This is a genomic window from Clostridium sp. AM22-11AC (assembly GCF_003473545.1).
GTDB lineage: Bacteria > Bacillota > Clostridia > Lachnospirales > Lachnospiraceae > Enterocloster.
The window spans coordinates 106,474-124,206 of record NZ_QUCM01000002.1; the positions used below are offsets into that span (position 1 = coordinate 106,474).

15 protein-coding genes are annotated in these 17,733 nt (G+C 43.6%); all 15 read left to right on the forward strand.

Going from position 1 to position 17,733, the window contains the following annotated elements; translation table 11 throughout:
• Positions 1 to 32: 32 nt before the first annotated feature.
• The 15 genes from DW251_RS03205 (at position 33) to DW251_RS03275 (ending at position 17,730) form a co-directional block, all read left to right on the forward strand.
• Complete coding sequence (locus tag DW251_RS03205) at positions 33 to 1,763, forward strand: histidine kinase (protein WP_021870363.1); 1,731 nt, start codon at positions 33 to 35, stop codon at positions 1,761 to 1,763.
• Positions 1,738 to 3,117, forward strand: a complete 1,380-nt coding sequence (locus tag DW251_RS03210; protein WP_118300219.1) for a helix-turn-helix domain-containing protein — start codon at positions 1,738 to 1,740, stop codon at positions 3,115 to 3,117. The genes DW251_RS03205 and DW251_RS03210 overlap by 26 nt, the downstream gene beginning before the upstream one ends.
• Positions 3,118 to 3,239: 122 nt before the next feature.
• The gene (locus DW251_RS03215) at positions 3,240 to 3,920 is read left to right on the forward strand and encodes an MgtC/SapB family protein (protein WP_243034864.1); all 681 of its coding nucleotides are present in this window, start codon (positions 3,240 to 3,242) and stop codon (positions 3,918 to 3,920) included.
• Between the two features lie 219 nt (positions 3,921 to 4,139).
• A complete protein-coding gene (locus DW251_RS03220) occupies positions 4,140 to 5,777 on the forward strand; it encodes an ATP-binding cassette domain-containing protein (protein WP_118300304.1) in 1,638 nt (545 codons plus the stop codon).
• Between the two features lie 203 nt (positions 5,778 to 5,980).
• Positions 5,981 to 6,466 carry an S-ribosylhomocysteine lyase gene (locus DW251_RS03225; RefSeq protein WP_021870367.1) on the forward strand — a complete coding sequence of 162 codons (486 nt, stop codon included), beginning with the start codon at positions 5,981 to 5,983 and terminating at the stop codon, positions 6,464 to 6,466.
• Positions 6,467 to 6,604: 138 nt separating this feature from the next.
• The gene (gene xth, locus DW251_RS03230; protein WP_118300220.1) at positions 6,605 to 7,363 is read left to right on the forward strand and encodes an exodeoxyribonuclease III; all 759 of its coding nucleotides are present in this window, start codon (positions 6,605 to 6,607) and stop codon (positions 7,361 to 7,363) included.
• A 226-nt stretch (positions 7,364 to 7,589) separates the two neighbouring features.
• Positions 7,590 to 8,561, forward strand: a complete 972-nt coding sequence (locus DW251_RS03235) for a nitronate monooxygenase (protein ID WP_118300221.1) — start codon at positions 7,590 to 7,592, stop codon at positions 8,559 to 8,561.
• A 54-nt stretch (positions 8,562 to 8,615) separates the two neighbouring features.
• Positions 8,616 to 9,575 (forward strand): LysR family transcriptional regulator, encoded by a 960-nt coding sequence (locus DW251_RS03240; RefSeq protein ID WP_118300222.1) that lies wholly within the window; start codon positions 8,616 to 8,618, stop codon positions 9,573 to 9,575.
• A gap of 195 nt (positions 9,576 to 9,770) precedes the next feature.
• Positions 9,771 to 11,183, forward strand: a complete 1,413-nt coding sequence (locus DW251_RS03245) for an SLC13 family permease (RefSeq protein ID WP_118300223.1) — start codon at positions 9,771 to 9,773, stop codon at positions 11,181 to 11,183.
• A 40-nt stretch (positions 11,184 to 11,223) separates the two neighbouring features.
• A complete protein-coding gene (locus DW251_RS03250; protein WP_118300224.1) occupies positions 11,224 to 12,429 on the forward strand; it encodes a CoA transferase in 1,206 nt (401 codons plus the stop codon).
• Between the two features lie 28 nt (positions 12,430 to 12,457).
• Positions 12,458 to 13,255, forward strand: a complete 798-nt coding sequence (locus tag DW251_RS03255; RefSeq protein ID WP_118300225.1) for an enoyl-CoA hydratase — start codon at positions 12,458 to 12,460, stop codon at positions 13,253 to 13,255.
• Positions 13,256 to 13,287: 32 nt separating this feature from the next.
• Entirely contained in the window at positions 13,288 to 14,430 is a 1,143-nt protein-coding gene (locus DW251_RS03260; RefSeq protein ID WP_118300226.1) for an acyl-CoA dehydrogenase family protein, read from the forward strand.
• Positions 14,431 to 14,467: 37 nt separating this feature from the next.
• Positions 14,468 to 15,259, forward strand: coding sequence for an electron transfer flavoprotein subunit beta/FixA family protein (locus DW251_RS03265; protein ID WP_118300305.1), 792 nt, complete (start codon positions 14,468 to 14,470; stop codon positions 15,257 to 15,259).
• 14 nt (positions 15,260 to 15,273) lie between these two features.
• Positions 15,274 to 16,278, forward strand: coding sequence for an electron transfer flavoprotein subunit alpha/FixB family protein (locus DW251_RS03270; protein ID WP_118300227.1), 1,005 nt, complete (start codon positions 15,274 to 15,276; stop codon positions 16,276 to 16,278).
• A gap of 33 nt (positions 16,279 to 16,311) precedes the next feature.
• Positions 16,312 to 17,730, forward strand: a complete 1,419-nt coding sequence (locus tag DW251_RS03275) for a sodium:solute symporter family protein (protein ID WP_118300228.1) — start codon at positions 16,312 to 16,314, stop codon at positions 17,728 to 17,730.
• The last annotated feature ends 3 nt before the right edge of the window (positions 17,731 to 17,733 follow it).

Here is a 17,733-nt window from a genome sequence, read left to right on the forward strand (position 1 = left end):
AATTCAATATTAATCAGACGAAGAGGTTACATATGAAACAAAAGAAAGTACAGTCCCTTTCCAGAAAATTATTTGTAAATTTTATCCTCAGCTGTCTCCTTCCAATTGTAGTGGTCAGCTTTCTGGTGTCCTATCTGTTTGGAACTTACCAGTATCAGGAGATACGCAGCCGGGCGGAGAATAATACGAAACTGATCTCAGCATACATGACAAAATATCTTAACGATATTGATAACCTGACAAAAGCACCTTATTATCATTCCTTTTTTCAGTCCAGGACGCCTTTTGAGGACCTGACACCCTATGACCAGAACAAGGTAGGAGAAGAAATTGGAAAACTTTTACAGCTGACTACCTATTCCAGAGAAGATTTTGGGGATATGTTAGTCATGTCAGACGGAAATGTGCTGTATTTTAACACGTCTGACTGGTATCAGTATCTTCCAACCATCCACCCTCTTACAGGCCGCAGCTGGTATCAGTCGGCTCTTGACAAAAACGGCCGGGTGGCTATTATCCCGGAAAAAGATATGACAGGGGCAGATGAAGAAGAAGAACTGGATACAGGAAGTTTTTACATATCCAGAAAATTAAACAACATGTTCCTTCAGGATCAGGAAAATGTGATCATGCTGAACTTAAAAACAGATGATTTTGAAAATCTGTTCTCCAGCCTTACCAGCAAGGCGCCTCTGATCATTGCGTTTACAAATGACGAAGATCAGCTGATCTATTCCAATAAGCCTCTTACAAAGACTCAGACTGCAGCTTTAAAGCAGCAGAAAGTAAACTATGACCACAGAAACTGGCTGTGTTTTTCACAGACCTTAGAGCATTATCCTCTAACGGTCCATGTACTGCTGTCTGCGTCCTATGTGATAGACCGTATGGCCATTTTCCTGTTTATGGCAGCAGCCTGCTGTCTGTTATGCTCCATCCTGGGATATGCCATGTTTAAGAAAAATAATTACTGGATCGAGCGCCCTACCTATCATATTAAGGCAGTCCTTGGAGAACTCCAGGTGGGCAACTTAAATTCACGGTGTGAGCCATTGGTGATCCGTGAGTTTAATGAGATCGGAACTTCTATTAATGCCATGGCAAAGCAGCTCCAGGAGACCATCCGCAATGAATATGAGCTGAAGCTGGCCCAGAAAAACCTGCAGTTACAGGCGCTCCAGTCCCAGATTCAGCCTCATTTTATCATCAATACCATTTACAGCTTTATTACCTTAAACCAGATCGGGGAGCAGGAGGCTTTAAATGATGCTTTTTACTCCTTTGCCCATCTGCTGCGGTATGTGTTAAGCCGCAGCCGGGAGACTACTTTAGGGGCAGAACTGGACTTTTTAAATGATTACTGTTCCCTGTGCCTGCTGCGTTTTGGAAACCGGCTTTCCTATGAGATCAACTGTTCAGAAGAGTTTAAGTCCCTTTCCATGCCAAAGCTGTTATTGCAGCCTCTGGTGGAAAATGCAGTGATCCATGGCATAGAGCCCAGCGAAGTTCCATGTAAATTGTTTGTAGAGGCAGAACGTCACGGAAACAGTCTGTACATTCTTATTGAGGATGATGGTGTGGGATTTAAAGAGGAAGAATTAAACTCCCCGGAGTCCATTGGAATAAAAAATGTAGAAAACAGGATCAGCCTGTGGGGACCTGATATCCGGCTTTATATTTACCGTATAGATGGACGAACCATTCAGGTACTGATCGTTCCTTTCAAGGAGGAAAAACATGAAGATACTGGTGATCGACGATGAACCGCTGATCCATATTTCCATAGAAAAACTGATCCAGGCATGTTCCAAAGAAGACGAGGTCCTTCATGCCTATAATGGCCATGAGATGTTAAAAATGCTGGAAGAACATGAGATCGCCATGGCATATGTAGATATTAAGATGCCGGGGCCTTCCGGACTGGAAGCCATAAAACTGGGGAAGGAAATATCTCCGGATACCCGTTATTATATCATGACCGGCTTCAATGAATTTGAGTATGCCAAGCAGGCGGTAAAGCTGAAAGTGGAAGATTATCTGATGAAGCCTTTGGATAAAAAGACGATCCAGGAGACCATTACGGCGGTACGCCTGCAGCAGTATCTGGCAGGAGAGCGGAGAAAAAATCTGTTCCGTACCTGGCTGGAAAGTGCTTTGAATGGAAGAAATATCGGACTGGGGGAATATAAGGGTTATTTCTGCGGGCTGCTGATGATCACAGTGGATGGAGAAAACCTGGTTTCCGATCCGATCCCGGCTCTGTTTCAGGGATATGAGGATCATGTAGTTTCTGTATTCAGTGATAACAGTTTGAAACTTCTCTGTTTTTCGGAAAAAGGAGAAGGGATACAGGAGATCTACAGGACTTTATCTGCCCGGACATTTGCAGAAGGAATGACCTGTTTTGGCACCTCTGTTACAAGGGACATGGAAAACCTGAGGGAAGACCTTGGAAATCTGGAAGAACTCAGTTGCCTGCGGGTAATAAAAGGAACCGGGCGTTTTTATTATCTCAGTCCTCTTTTAGATGAAGAGGAAGAAAAAGTGGAGTTCGGCCGCAGATGCTTAAAGTGGCAGGAGGCATGGAAGAGCGGAGATTACAACAGCTTTTCCAGTTTATCTTCCTGGATCGGGAAAAAGATGGAGGAAAAGGAATGGATCGGGCGGTCAAGAAAAAATATTGCCAGTTTTTTCAGTCTGGTCTTAAAAACTCCGGTTTCAGAAAACATGGATCCAAAAGAACTGAAAAACTTCCTGGAGCAGAAATCCAGAAGCCTTTTAAGCAGTCCTTCTGAGGACTCCAGGATCAATTCCATGATCCGTTTTATTGAGGAACATTACCGGGAAGATATTTCAGCGGCAGATCTTTCCGAGCGGTTCGGTCTGTCTGCCAGTTATATCAGCAGTCTTTTAAAAACAGCGCTGGGCGTGCGCTACAGTGATTACGTGGCTGGGCTTCGCTTAAACCATGCAAAAGAGCTTCTGGCAACCACCCATATGACGGTAAAGGATATTACCGTAGAATGTGGCTGGTACAGTCAGAGTTATTTTACAAAGCTGTTTATAGAAAGAGAAGGCTGTACGCCGGTGGAATACAGGAAATCATTTGGAAAATGAGCACAGATGCCTGAAAAATGAGCAAAACCAGGTGGATATGGATGGGCTATACTGGTATTAAGAGAGAAGAAAAGATCAGCATATAAAAGCTACACAGTATAAGAGACAGGATCAGGAGGGACATGAAGATGGTAGCAGAAATGATAACAAAAATAGGGATACCGTCAGATGCGGAGTTATTTTTGCGAGTGATCGTAGCCAGCGTATTGGGGTATATGATCGGCTATGAGCGAAAGAACAGGGATAAAAGCGCCGGTATGAGGACACATGCCATTGTAGCGTTGGGGGCGGCGCTTATGATGGTAGTATCCAAGTATGGTTTTTACGATGTAGAAAAGGTAGATTCCTCCCGTGTGGCGGCACAGATCGTATCCGGTGTAGGTTTCCTGGGTGCAGGTGTGATCTTTGTCCGCAATAATACAGTCAGCGGTCTGACTACAGCAGCGGGACTGTGGACCACAGCTGGCGTGGGAATGGCAGTGGGAGCAGGAAAGTATGGTATTGGTGTCTGCGCCGGTATACTGGTAGTAGCGATCCAGGAGATCCTTCACAGAACCTCTTTCCTTACGGCAGAACCCATACGGGGTTTTCTTAAGATGACCTGTACGGATTATGAAAATGTGATCGCGGATATCCAGATGCATTTTTCAGAAGAAAAGGTCAAGATTTCAAATCTGAAGGTGGGAAAAGGCAAGAATGGTACAAAGATAGAACTGGAAGTAGTATATCCGCCTTTATATGATAAGAATGCAATGCTGTTAAAACTGGCAGCGGATGAACGGATCACCGGCATCAGCGGATAACTGACGGAGAAATAGCTTATAAATAGTCTGCAAATGGGGAATTTCCTGTAAAAAGACCTTGCAAAATGCAGTGTTTCCCTGTACAATCTGATATTGAGCGAAGAATGTATTTTTCAGGTCATCCTGTAAGTACATAAGACAGAAAAGAGGGGACAGCAAATGCCCCCTCTTTTAGCGGAAACAAAAACAACAGATTTATTTATAAGAAAGGTAAATGACATGATAAGTGCAAATAATATTTCCCTTCGTGTAGGCAAGAAAGCATTGTTTGAAGATGTAAATATCAAGTTTACAGAAGGCAACTGTTATGGACTGATCGGTGCAAACGGCGCCGGAAAGTCTACATTTTTAAAGATCCTTTCCGGACAGTTAGAGCCAACCAGCGGTGAGGTTGCCATCACTCCGGGACAGAGACTTTCCTTCTTACAGCAGGACCATTTCAAATATGATGAGTACACCGTTCTGGATACTGTTATCATGGGAAATGCAAGACTGTACCAGATCATGAAGGAAAAGGAAGCCATCTACATGAAGGAAGACTTCACAGATGAAGATGGTATCAAGGCAGCAGAACTGGAAGGTGAGTTCGCTACCATGAACGGCTGGGAAGCTGAGTCTGACGCAGAGAACCTGTTAAATGGTCTTGGCATTGGTACTGAATTCCACTATGCACAGATGAGCACTCTGTTAGGTGCACAGAAGGTCAAAGTTTTACTGGCACAGGCACTGTTTGGAAATCCTGACATCCTGCTTCTTGACGAGCCTACCAACCACCTGGATCTGGATGCCATCGCATGGTTAGAGGAGTTCCTGATCAACTTTGAGAATACCGTTATCGTAGTATCCCATGACCGTTATTTCTTAAATAAAGTCTGCACACAGATCGCTGATATCGACTACGGCAAGATCCAGCTGTACGCTGGTAACTACGACTTCTGGGTTGAGTCCAGCCAGCTGATCATCAAGCAGATGAAGGAAGCAAACCGCAAGAAGGAAGAGAAGATCAAGGAATTACAGGAATTTATCCAGCGTTTCTCTGCAAATGCTTCTAAGTCCAAGCAGGCTACTTCCCGTAAGAGAGCCTTAGAGAAGATCCAGTTAGATGACATCAAGCCATCCAGCAGAAAGTATCCATATATCGACTTCCGTCCGGCCCGTGAGATCGGAAATGAAGTTCTTACTGTAGAACACTTAAGCAAGACTATTGATGGTGAGAAGATCTTAGACGATATCTCCTTTATCCTTGGAAGAGAGGACAAAGTTGCTTTAGTTGGACCAAACGAGCGTGCAAAGACTGTATTATTCAAGATCCTTGCAGGTGAAATGGAGCCAGATGAAGGAAGCTACAAGTGGGGACTTACAACCACCCAGTCTTACTTCCCGAAGGATAACTCCGCTGAGTTTGCAAATGATGACACCATTGTTGAGTGGCTGACCCAGTATTCTCCTGAGAAGGACGTAACTTATGTACGTGGTTTCTTAGGACGTATGCTGTTTGCAGGCGAAGACGGTGTTAAGAAGGTTAAGGTATTATCCGGTGGTGAGAAAGTACGTTGTATGTTATCCAAGCTGATGATCTCCGGCGCAAATGTACTGATGTTAGATGAGCCGACTGACCACCTAGATATGGAGTCTATTGACGCATTAAACCGTGGTATGATCAAGTTCCCAGGCGTGATGATCTTCTCATCCCGTGACCACCAGATCGTACAGACTACTGCCAACCGTATTATGGAGATCATCAACGGCAAGCTGATTGATAAGATCACTACCTACGATGAGTATCTGGAAAGCGATGAAATGGCACGTAAGAGATTTACCTTCACTGTAACTGAAAGTGATGAAGAGGATGACTAATCATTCGGATAAAAAATAGGATTAAAAACGGTCGCCCCTTTGGGGCGGTCGTAGTATAAAGAACGATAAGAGTAAGGAGGGCAGGAACCGGGAAGTGCTGGGACCTGCCTTTCTGCCATTTCTAGGGGTGTTTTCCCCGCAGCGCGGGGAAGGTATGCAGTAGCGGAAATATAAGTGAAAAAGAGAGAAAAGAGGAAATAACCATGGAAAAGATCGCAAGTTTTACCATCGACCATATTAAATTACAGCCGGGAGTTTACGTATCCAGAAAAGACAAAGTAGGAGACAGCACCGTTACCACCTTTGATCTGCGTATGACTTCCCCAAACGAAGAACCTGTTATGAACACCGCAGAAATGCACACCATCGAGCATCTGGGTGCTACCTTTTTAAGAAACCACAAGGATTTTGGAGACAAGACCGTATACTTTGGACCGATGGGCTGCAGAACCGGTTTTTATCTGCTTTTAGCAGGTGATTATGAGTCAAAAGACATTCTGCCATTAGTAGTAGAAATGTATGAATTTGTCCGTGACTTTGAAGGGGAAGTACCAGGCGCATCTCCAAAAGACTGCGGCAATTACCTGGATATGAACCTGGGAATGGCAAAATATCTGGCTGCAAAGTATCTGAAGGTGCTGACCCATATTGATGAGTTCCCGGAATCCAGACTGGTTTATCCAGAATAAAGGAGAGTATTTTGCCCCGCTTCGCGGGGCAGTGGAGTGCAACAGTTTTTCCACTTTATGCGGGGATGTGTTATCAGCACAACTGCTTTCCCCGCCATAAGGCGGGGGCGTTGCCATACAGCAAAAGGAGAAACAATCATGAAAAAACTCATATCCTGGAATGTAAACGGTCTGCGTGCCTGCGTGGGAAAAGGCTTTATGGACTTTTTCAACGAGGTAGATGCAGATGTATTCTGTATACAGGAAAGTAAGCTGCAGGAAGGCCAGATCGATCTGGATCTGCCGGGCTATCACCAGTACTGGAACTATGCTGAGAAAAAAGGCTATTCCGGCACAGCCATGTTCACAAAAGAAGAGCCTATCTCTGTTTCCTATGGCCTTGGCATTGAGGAACATGACCATGAAGGCAGAGTCATCACAGCTGAATTCCCAGAGTATTACATTGTTACCTGCTATACTCCAAACTCCAAAGATGGTCTTGCCAGACTGGATTACCGTATGACCTGGGAAGATGCATTTTTAGCATATCTTAAAAAGCTGGAAGAGAAAAAGCCGGTGATCTTCTGCGGTGATTTAAACGTAGCCCACAAAGAGATCGACCTGAAAAATCCAAAGACTAACCGGAAGAATGCGGGCTTCACTGATGAAGAAAGAGGCAAGTTCACGGACCTTTTAAATGCCGGTTTTATTGATACCTGGCGCTACTTCTATCCGGATACAGAAGGAATTTACTCCTGGTGGTCCTACCGTTTTAAAGCAAGAGAGAAGAACGCAGGCTGGCGTATTGACTATTTCTGTGTCAGCGAAAGCTTAAAAGATGAGCTGGAGAGCGCAAAGATCCATACAGAAGTGTTTGGTTCCGACCACTGCCCAGTAGAATTAGTGATCAAAAAATAGAGACAAAAGATGAATTGCCCGAAAAGGAATGGATAAGAAGCTTGAAAATAACGATCCATAACCTGTAAGCTATACATGAGATAAAAACTGGATATTAGACATGATCCGACTGCATTGTTATAATATTCACAACAGATGATCTGCGCTGATGGTCATATGTTCGCTGGAGATTTTTCTGCGCATGAAAGATTTCGAGAGGACATTCAAGTTGAAAGGAGTATATCTTATGTTTAAAACAAGATTTACAGAATTGATCGGTATCGAACATCCAATTATGCAGGGCGGTATGCAGCACTTAGGTGTACCACAGCTGGCAGCAGCTGTATCTAATGCAGGCGGACTGGGAACCATTAATATCACCATTTACCCGGAAATGGATGATTTCCGCGCTGCAGTAAAGAAGACAAAAGAATTGACAGATAAGCCGTTTGCTGTCAACATTTCACTGGCTCCTGGCCTGAATATGGGAGAAAAAATCCACCAGTATATTGATGTGTGCGGAGAAGAAGGCGTAAAGGTTATTGAAACAGCAGGACAGAATCCTTCTGAATTTGTTCCTCACATCAAAGAAGCGGGCATTAAACTGATCCACAAGTGTCCAGGTGTAAAATATGCGAAAAAGGCAGAAAGCTTTGGAGCTGATGCTGTTACTATCGTAGGCTATGAAGTAGCAGGACATCCAGGTTTAGATGAACTGGGAAGCTTTATCCTGATCAACCGCGTAGCAGAATCCGTATCTATCCCGGTGCTGGCAGCAGGCGGCGTGGCAGATGGGAAAGGACTGTTAGCGGCTCTGGCATTAGGCGCAGAAGGCGTAGTTATGGGAACACGTTTTGTGGCGTCTACTGAGTGTACCATCCACCAGAACTTCAAGGATCTGATCGTTAATTCTAAAGAGATCGATACCATGACTTGCCAGAGAAGTATTAAAAATATGGCCCGTTATGTGAAAAATGAGCAGTCTGCAAAGGCACTGGAAATGGAAAAAGCAGGTGCAGGTCTGAAGGAACTGCTACCAGTTATCTCCGGTGCTCTTAGCAAAGAATGCTATGTGTCTGGCGATACACAGCACTGCGTATTTGCTATGGGTCCGGCTGCAGGTCTTATTAACGAAGTAAAGCCAGTTAAGGCCATTATTGACGATATGATCAGTGAGGCAGAGGCTGTTTATAAGAGACTGGGAACTTTACAGGCATAAGCCCTTAAAACCAGTCAGTCCGGGAAATATGGGAAAACAGAAGGAGAAGACTGAATGGAGCTTTTACAGCTGAGATATTTTTGTGAAGTTGCAAGAAGAGAAAGTGTTACCAAGGTGGCTGAGGAATTGCATGTATCGCAGCCTTCTCTTTCTAAAACCATAAAAAACCTGGAACAGGAACTGGGAGTAGTCCTGTTTGACCGTGTAAAAAAGCGTATTGTCTTAAACGAACAGGGAAAAGAATTTTACGATAAGGTGAGCAAAGGCTTAAATCTCATCGATTCAGCGGTAGATGGACTTTCTGTAACACCGGATTCTGAAAATGGTACCATTTCCCTAATCGTAAAGGCAGGACAGTGCTTTTTCCCACCTATGTATGACTTATTCTGCAAGCTGCATCCAAATATCATTTTGGATGTGGCTAATTTTTCTTTGATGCAGAGAAAACTGATGACAGAATATGATTTCCACATTTCCGCGTCTATGAACACATATGAGAATGTGGAATTTGAGTATCTTATGCGGGAAGAAATCGTCATTGTATTAAACCGCAGCCATCCATTAGCAAAGAAAAAGCTTTTGCATATGTCAGAATTAAGAGAAGAGCCGTTTATTGCAGGCTGGAGAGGCTCCAGCAGCAACACCCTGATGGTAAGCTTATGTCATGCAGCTGGCTTTGTACCGAAATTCTGTGCTTATTACAGCGAAATGGAGCGTATTTTCAGGGCCATATCAGAAAATGAAGGTATATCGATCATCCCTTATGATTCATTAAAAGACACGTTAAAGGAACATGAGGATCTTACCTATGCATTTATTGCAGATCCGGGAAATTACCGTCTGTTAAAGTTATGCTGGCCGAAGAAAAACTTTGAAAGCCGCAGAAACCAGATGTTCAGGGAATATGCTTTAAACTACTTTGCAGATCTGGAAAAGCGCCTGATGGAAGAGAAGCAATGTGTATTCCACAATAATTGTATTACGCATAAGGAATATATACTTGAGTACTTTTAGGAAAAAACATAACTTGTAAGCTATATTTAGGATAAAAAGATTGGTATTAGATTATCAATCTTTTTTTTATTATAGTTAAGTCAGATGAAATGACTGGCAGAAAAATAAACCACAGCGCAGAGAATCGGTTGAAAGCCAGCCATTTTATTATTTACACTTAATAGTTAAAAAATTAACAAATTAAGGGGGTTCATTATGTCGAAGAAACAAATTATTGGGGGAATCATTGGTATCGCAGCATGCTTAGGGCTCAGTGTGATGGCTCCACCGGCAAATCTGGTTGTTGCAGAAGGATTAGACCCACAGAAGTCCATGATCGGAATGGGACTTTTAGTATGTGCTCTTATCTGGATGATCTTTCGAGTACTTCCTGAGTACATCATTCTGCTGATGTTCTGCTGCTTATGTGCAGCTACCAAGAGTCTTACTTTTGCTCAGGCATTCAGCCCGTTCAGCGGCACAAACTATTGGCTGTTAGTTGGCGCTCTGGTATTAGGTGCAGCAGTAGCTCACAGCGGACTGTTAAAGAGACTGACTTTGTTAGTTATGAAAGCATTCCCGGGAACCTATCTGGGGCAGTTTTTAGGTATTACTCTTTCTGGTGTTGTTATTTCTCCATTGATTCCAAGTGGTACAGCAAGACTGGCAGTTGCAGGCCCTGTTACCAAGGAGATTGGACATGAAATGGGTCTGGAAAACCAGACAAAGCCAATGGCAGGTCTATTTGCAGCTTTATATACTGGTTTTAACTGTACAAGCCATGTATTCTTAAGTGCATCCTTTATGTGTTACTCCATGCTGAAGTTCCTTCCAGAAGGTTACTCTGATGTTACATGGACAGACTGGTTTATCTGGGCACTTCCGTGGTCTATCGTTGCTTTAGGACTTACTACCATTGCTACATATTTCTACTACAAACCAACAGAAAAGATTAATTTAAACAAAAACTTTATTGCAAACAAGATCGTTGAACTGGGAACCTGGAACAAGGGTGAGAAGATCACAATGGCAGTTTTAGCAATCTGCTTGGTATTATGGATGACTGAACGTCAGCATGGCATCAGCTCTGCAATCGTTGCTATGTTAGGTGTATGTGCTCTTATGGGCCTTAAGGTTATGGGCGTGAAAGAGTTCCGCGCAAAAGTAAACTGGGATATCCTGATTTACATCGGCTGTATGTATGAGATTGGTTCTGCACTGACCACCTGGGGTATTACAAAATGGATCGGCGGCGTTTTAGGACCTGTTTTAAATCCATTCCTTAGCAATCCTGTATTATTCGTACTGATCTTCGTTTTACTGGTATACCTTACAAGATTTATCGTTATTTCCTGGTTAGGTGTTATGACTGTATATTCCGTACTCCTTGCTCCTTTAGCAGTTCAGGCGGGTATGCATCCATTTATCCCATGCTTTATCGCATATGTATCTGTAAACGTATTCTTCTTTGATTTCCAGAACCTGCCATATGTATCTGCTATCGGTATTGTAGGCGATATGGTAGATCACAATAAGAACTGCGTACCTTACGCAATTATCTGGGCAGCTGCAAACCTGGTTGCCTGCCTTATCAGTGTTCCTTACTGGAAGATGATCGGTATGCTGTAAAAGCATGAGGAACGTTAAAAGAGAAAGAAAAGAGAGGTAAATGAAAATGGCTGGAATGTTAGATGATGTAAAAGTTCTTGATTTTACTACCAATGCGGCTGGTCCTGTAGCAAGTGCGGAAATGTCTGATTATGGCGCACAGGTTATTAAGATCGAATCGATGAACGGTGGACCGGAAAGAACCTATGTACCGATCCTGGAAGGAAAGAGTCTGACTCATGCATGGGTAAACAGAGGTAAAAAGTCCATTACCTTAAATTTAAAAGATCCAAGAGCAATAGAAATCGTTAAGGCTTTAGCAAAAGATGCAGATGTTCTTATCGAAAGCAATCGTCCAGGTGTTATGAAACGTCTGGGACTGGATTATGAAACCTTAAAAGAGATCAATCCGTCACTGATCTATTGCTCTTTAACTGCTTTTGGACAGACCGGCCCTTATTCCCAGAAACCTGGATTTGATATGATGGGACAGGCACTTTCCGGTATGATGAGTATTACCGGTGAAAAGGGTGGACAGCCATTAAAACATGGTATTGCTTTAGCTGATTACTTTGGTGGATTTAATGTATTTGCTTCTGTTCTGACTGCTCTTCATTATCAGAGAAGAACAGGAAAAGGCCAGTACATTGATGTTTCCCTGTTACAGGGCATGATCCATTTGAACAGTACCATTGACCGCTTAAATGACGGAGTATTATGTAAACCAAACGGTAACCACCACAGTGGCTTATGCCCATTTGGCTGCTTCAATACAGATAAGGGAGAAAGCGTTATTATCTGTGCACCATCTGCAAAAGCATGGGAAGCAGTTGCAAAGGCAATGAACAGACCGGATTATCTTACTGATCCGGAGTATAATACCATCGGTGCCCGCACCAAAAACATGGTTAAGGTCATTGCAGAGATCGAAGCATGGCTTAGCAGCTTCCCATCCTTAAAAGAAGCATGCGTGAGAATGGATGAATGCCACATGGCATATTGCCTGGTTAATAATGACCAGCAGGTAGTAGATGATCCTCAGGTAAAACATATGGGCTATATCGTACAGGCACCTACACCTGATGATATTAAGCAGCCAACTTACCAGACAAGAGGCTGCAATGCATTCTTCTCTGATGTTCCTGGTGAGATCCACAAGGCAGCTACCTTAGGACAGCATAACCATGAGGTCTTAGGTGGATTAGGCTATAGTGATGAAGAGATCGACCAGATGATGAAAGAATTCAAGGAAGAAATGAAAAAATAATACTTAACAGAAGAAAAGAGGAGCAGGAATGGAAGTACCGGAATTAAAGTATGTGGATTTTGAGTTAAAAGATGGGATCGGAATGATCACCATGAACAACCCTGAAAAACTGAACGCTCTTACAATGGAAGGGGCACAGTCTCTTACAAAGATATTAAACGCATGCAGTGATTCACCGGAGGTCCGTGTTATTGTGATCCGCGGCGCACAGGGGAATTTCTGTGGCGGCGGTGATGTAAAGGGCATGAAATATAAAGTTGACAATAACTGCTGCGAAACAAGACCTGGTTTAAGATGCAACAATGATGTGATCCTTTCTATCGTAAATAACGCAAAGCCGGTAATAGCATGGCTGGAAGGTGCAGTAGCAGGCGGCGGCTTAAGCATTGCTCTTGCATGTGATTTTTCCTATGCACAGCTGGCATCCAAGTTTGTATTTGCATTTGTGAACATTGGCTTTATTCCGGATATGGGTTCCTCTCTTATGCTTACAAAAAACCTGGGAGCAGCAAAGGCAAAAGAACTGCTGATGTTAGGCCACCGGTTTACAGGAGAACAGGCGGCAGACTGGGGCATTATCACAGCCGCCGCTGCTCCTGAAGATCTGGAAGAAATGGTCATGAAGACCGCGAAAAAGCTGGCAAAAGGCCCGGCACTTGCTTATGAACGCATGAAACGTCTTGTAAACAGACAGTTATATCAGGGACTGGAAGATGCTATGGAAAATGAAGGTGAATACCAGTATCAGCTGTGCAAGTCAGAAGATCATGCAGAAGCAATACATGCCTTTTTTGAAAAGAGAAAACCGGATTTTAAAGGAAGATAACTTCATCTCTTATAGATAATGGAGGAAAATATATGGAATGGCAATTAATGACTGCAGAGCAGAAAGATATTACAGGGCTTGTTCGTAAATTCCTTGAAAATGAACTGGCACCACTGGTACAGGAGTGTGATGGAGTTTCCAGATTCCCAATGGAAGTATTTAAAAAAATGGGAGAGATCGGACTTTGGGGAATGGATATCCCGGCAGAGTACGGTGGTCCGGGATTTGATCTGCAGACTTTATCTCTTCTTCGTGAAGAGTTTGGCCGTGTAGACTGTGGTTTTGCAGTAAGCTTCGGTGCAGCCACTGTTGGATTTAAGCAGGTGCTTGCAGGCGGAAGCGAAGAGCAGAAGCGGGCTATGGCAGAAAGACTGTTAAATGGTGAGATCTCCGCTATGTGTATCACAGAACCTCAGTCTGGTTCTGATGTAGCAGGAACCAAGACCAAGGCAGTCCGTGTAGGAGATGAGTACATTATCAATGGTACCAAAACCTTTATTACAAACGGCGGGCTGGCAAATGTATATGTAGTAGTAGCTTCTACTAACCCGGAACTGGGACACAAAGGTTTAAGCTGCTTTATCGTTGAACGTAATACACCAGGCGTCAGCGTTGGAAAAGAAGAAAACAAGATGGGTATCCGTCTTTCTAATACAACAGATGTTATTTTCCAGGATGTACATGTTCCAGCTGAAAATATCATCGGAAAAGAAGGGGATGGCTTTAAGATCGTTATGAAGGCTCTGGAGAAATCCCGTCCTATCTGCGTAGCTCCACTGATCGGTACTGCACAGAAGGCACTGGAGATCGCAGCTCAGTACACCAGAGAAAGATGCCCATATGGCAAACCGATTGGAAAGCTGCAGGGCATTCAGTTTAAGATCGCTGATATGGAGATCAAGCTTCAGACAGCCAGAGCTATGATGATGTATGCAGCAAAGGTAGTAGATGAAGGAAAGCCTATTTCCTGCCTGGGCTCTATCAGTAAGACCTATGTTTCAGAGGCTGTGAATGAGATCGTAGATGAAGCACTTCAGATCTTAGGCGGTTATGGATATTCTAAGGATTACCCAATTGAAAAAATGCTCCGTGATGTAAGAGTATATCGTATTTTTGAGGGAACCAATGAGGTACAGCGTCAGATCATTGGCAAGACCATTATTGGAAAATGCTGATAAAAAGCTGATAAAGAGCAAAGGAGAGGTGAACAGATTGAAGATTCTTGTTTGTGTAAAACAGGTTCCGGATACAACAGAAATAAAGATCGATCCGGTGACAAATACATTGATTCGTAATGGAGTTCCAAGTATTGTAAATCCATTTGATAAAAATGCCCTGGAAGCTGCTTTGCAGTTAAAAGATAAATATGGGGCAGAGGTAACTGTCCTTTCTATGGGACCAGGCCAGGCAGCAGAAGCTTTAAGAGAATGCTACGCAATGGGTGCTGACAACATGGTACTGGTCAGTGACCGTGCTTTTGGTGGTGCTGACACACTGGCTACCAGCTATACACTGTCTGCTGCTATCCGCGCATTAGGTGAATTTGATCTGATCTTATGTGGAAAACAGGCAATTGACGGCGATACCGCACAGGTTGGCCCGGAAATTGCAGAACATTTAGGTATCCCGCAGGTGACCTATGCTGCAGATATTGAATTAAATGACACAACTTTAACTGTAACAAAAGAGCAGGAAGACTGCTATGAAAAGATAGAGGTAAAACTTCCTGCCCTTCTTACAGCTGTAAAATCCTTAAATGAGCCCAGATATCCAAATATCCGCAGGAAAATGCAGGCAAACCGTATGGAAGTGCGTACATTAACAGCTGCGGACCTGCCTGAATTAGACCCGGCAAGACTTGGCTTAAAGGGTTCTCCTACCAAAGTTAAAAAGACTTTTGTTCCACCTGTTCATTCTACAGGAGTACGTGTAGAAGGAAAAGATGCAGGAGAGCAAGCCGGTAATTTATTAAAGCTGCTGTCTGAAGCTAAGATCACATTTTAGGAGGGGACAGACTTATGAGTGATGCTAGAAATGTCTGGGTATTTATAGAAGTAGTCAGAGGAAAAATAAAAGGAGTCAGCCTGGAGCTTCTTGGACAGGGAAGAAAAATGGCAGATGACCTGGGAGAGAAATTAGTTGCCATTATCCCGGGAAATGAGATCGAAGATTTTGCAAAAATGGCTATCCACTATGGTGCAGACGAAGCCATTGTAGTAGACCAGAAGGAATTAAAGGATTATTCCACAGATGGTTACACAAAGGCAATGTGTACCTTAATTAAGAAGTATAATCCGGCAGTGCTGCTTATCGGTGCTACCAATAATGGACGTGACTTAGGTCCAAGAGTATCCAGCCGTATGCAGACAGGACTTACTGCAGACTGTACAGAGCTGGGAGTAGATTCAGAGACCCGTCTTGTAAAATGGACCAGACCTGCTTTTGGTGGTAACCTGATGGCAACCATTCTCTGCCCGGATCACAGACCACAGATCGGTACTGTACGTCCAGGCGTATTTAAAAAGCCAGAGGAAGATACAGGACGTAAGGGCGAGATCATCCATGAAACCGTGGAATTTGGACCAGATGAGATCCGTACCCGCATTGTAGAGGTTATTACAGAGGCTGGCGGAGCAGATGTGAACCTGGAAGAAGCAGAGATCATTGTTTCAGGTGGCCGAGGCGTTGGCGGACCAGAAGGTTTTGAAGTATTAAAAGAGCTGGCAGATGAGATCGGTGCCCAGATCGGTGCTTCCAGAGCAGCTGTAGATTCCGGCTGGATCTCTTCTTTACACCAGGTTGGACAGACTGGAAAGAGCGTTGGACCAAAGATCTATATTGCATGTGGTATTTCCGGTGCCATCCAGCATGTGGCAGGCATGTCATCTTCGGATGTGATCATTGCTATTAATAAAGATCCAGATGCACCGATCTTTAACATTGCAGATTACGGGATCGTAGGGGACTTATTTGAGATAATCCCGGAACTTACAAAACGGATACGGAGCAGTAAGGCTGAATAAGCCTTACTGCATCAGCTAAGATGGGAGAGGGATATGATAGAATTATTTATGGTGGTTGCGTATTTTATCATTACCACAGCCGCGGGAAAGATCATGAATGGAAAAGGGGACAATTCCATACAGCATTTTTTTGTAGCAAAAAAGCATTTGGGAATAGGTCTTACCGTAGCTTTAATGTTTGGGGAAATGGTTGCAGGAAGTTCTACAGTAGGAAATGCTGCCAGTGCCTTTAAAATGGGATTGTCTTCTGTATGGACCAACTGGGGAATGGTACTGGGAGTTTTGGTATTTGTGTTCTGTACGGCGAAATTTTATCGCAGAGCAGGTCATTTTGGAGTAATGTCTGTACCGGAGGCATTTGCCTTTCGCTTTGATAAGAGAGTGCGTCTGGTGGTGTTAGTCATCATCATGTTTGTATATGGGATCATATTTTCCCAGCAGCCCATTGCCGCGGCTGCCCTTCTCTCATCCATGTTAGGTGTAAATAAGGCTGTTTTAGCCTGGATCGTAGGTATTTTATTTGCCTATATGGCTCTTCATGGTTTAAAAGGCATTGCAGGAATGAATGTGATCCATTCTCTTGTGATGTTTGCAGGAATGTTTGTAGTCAGCTTCCTTGCTGTAGGAAAAGCCGGAGGTCTGGCATATATGATGGCAAATACACCGGCTCATTATTTTACCGTTACTTATCCGGATAAAATAACGGTAGCGGCCCAGGTGTTAGGAGCTGCTTTTTCCATGATCCTTTCTTCTACAGTTGTAAACTGCTGTTTAGGAGCAGAGTCTTTGAAAACAGCAAAAAGTGGTATTGTCTGGTCTGGTATTCTGGTTATTCCATTTGCACTGATGCCGGCTCTGATCGGTATTGCGGGTTTTGTGACAATGCCTGATGCCCAGGCTGGAAATATCATCTATACCATGGCAGAAAGTGTTCACCCGGTATTCAGCGGTATTGTCAGCATGGCAGTTTTAGCAGCCATTCTTTCTACTGGCCCCGGACTTCTTTTATCATTATCTGCTACACTGACAAGAGACTTTTACATGCTGGTGCGGCCTCAGGCAAGTGAAAAAGAACAGATCCGGTTTTCTAAGGGCTCCATTGTTGTAATGGCCTTAGTAGCCACAGGTTTTGGACTTACTACTTCTTCTATCCTGACACAGATATTAGGAGCATTCCAGATCCGTTCCGTAGCAGGTGTGGTGCTGATCATTGCACTGGTATGGAAGCAGGTAAGCAACCGGGCTGCATTCTGGTCCATCCTGATCGGCGGCATTTTAGCAGGTGTATGGCACTTTAGCGGAAATCCTTTTGGAATACAGCCTTTCTGGGCTGCAGTACCGGCAAGTGTTGTAATATTAACGGTATTGACTATGTTGGAAAAAGAAAAGATCTCACCAGATTATCTGGCTTATTATAACAAGATCAAAGACGTTTCCGACAGTGAGATCTAAAGG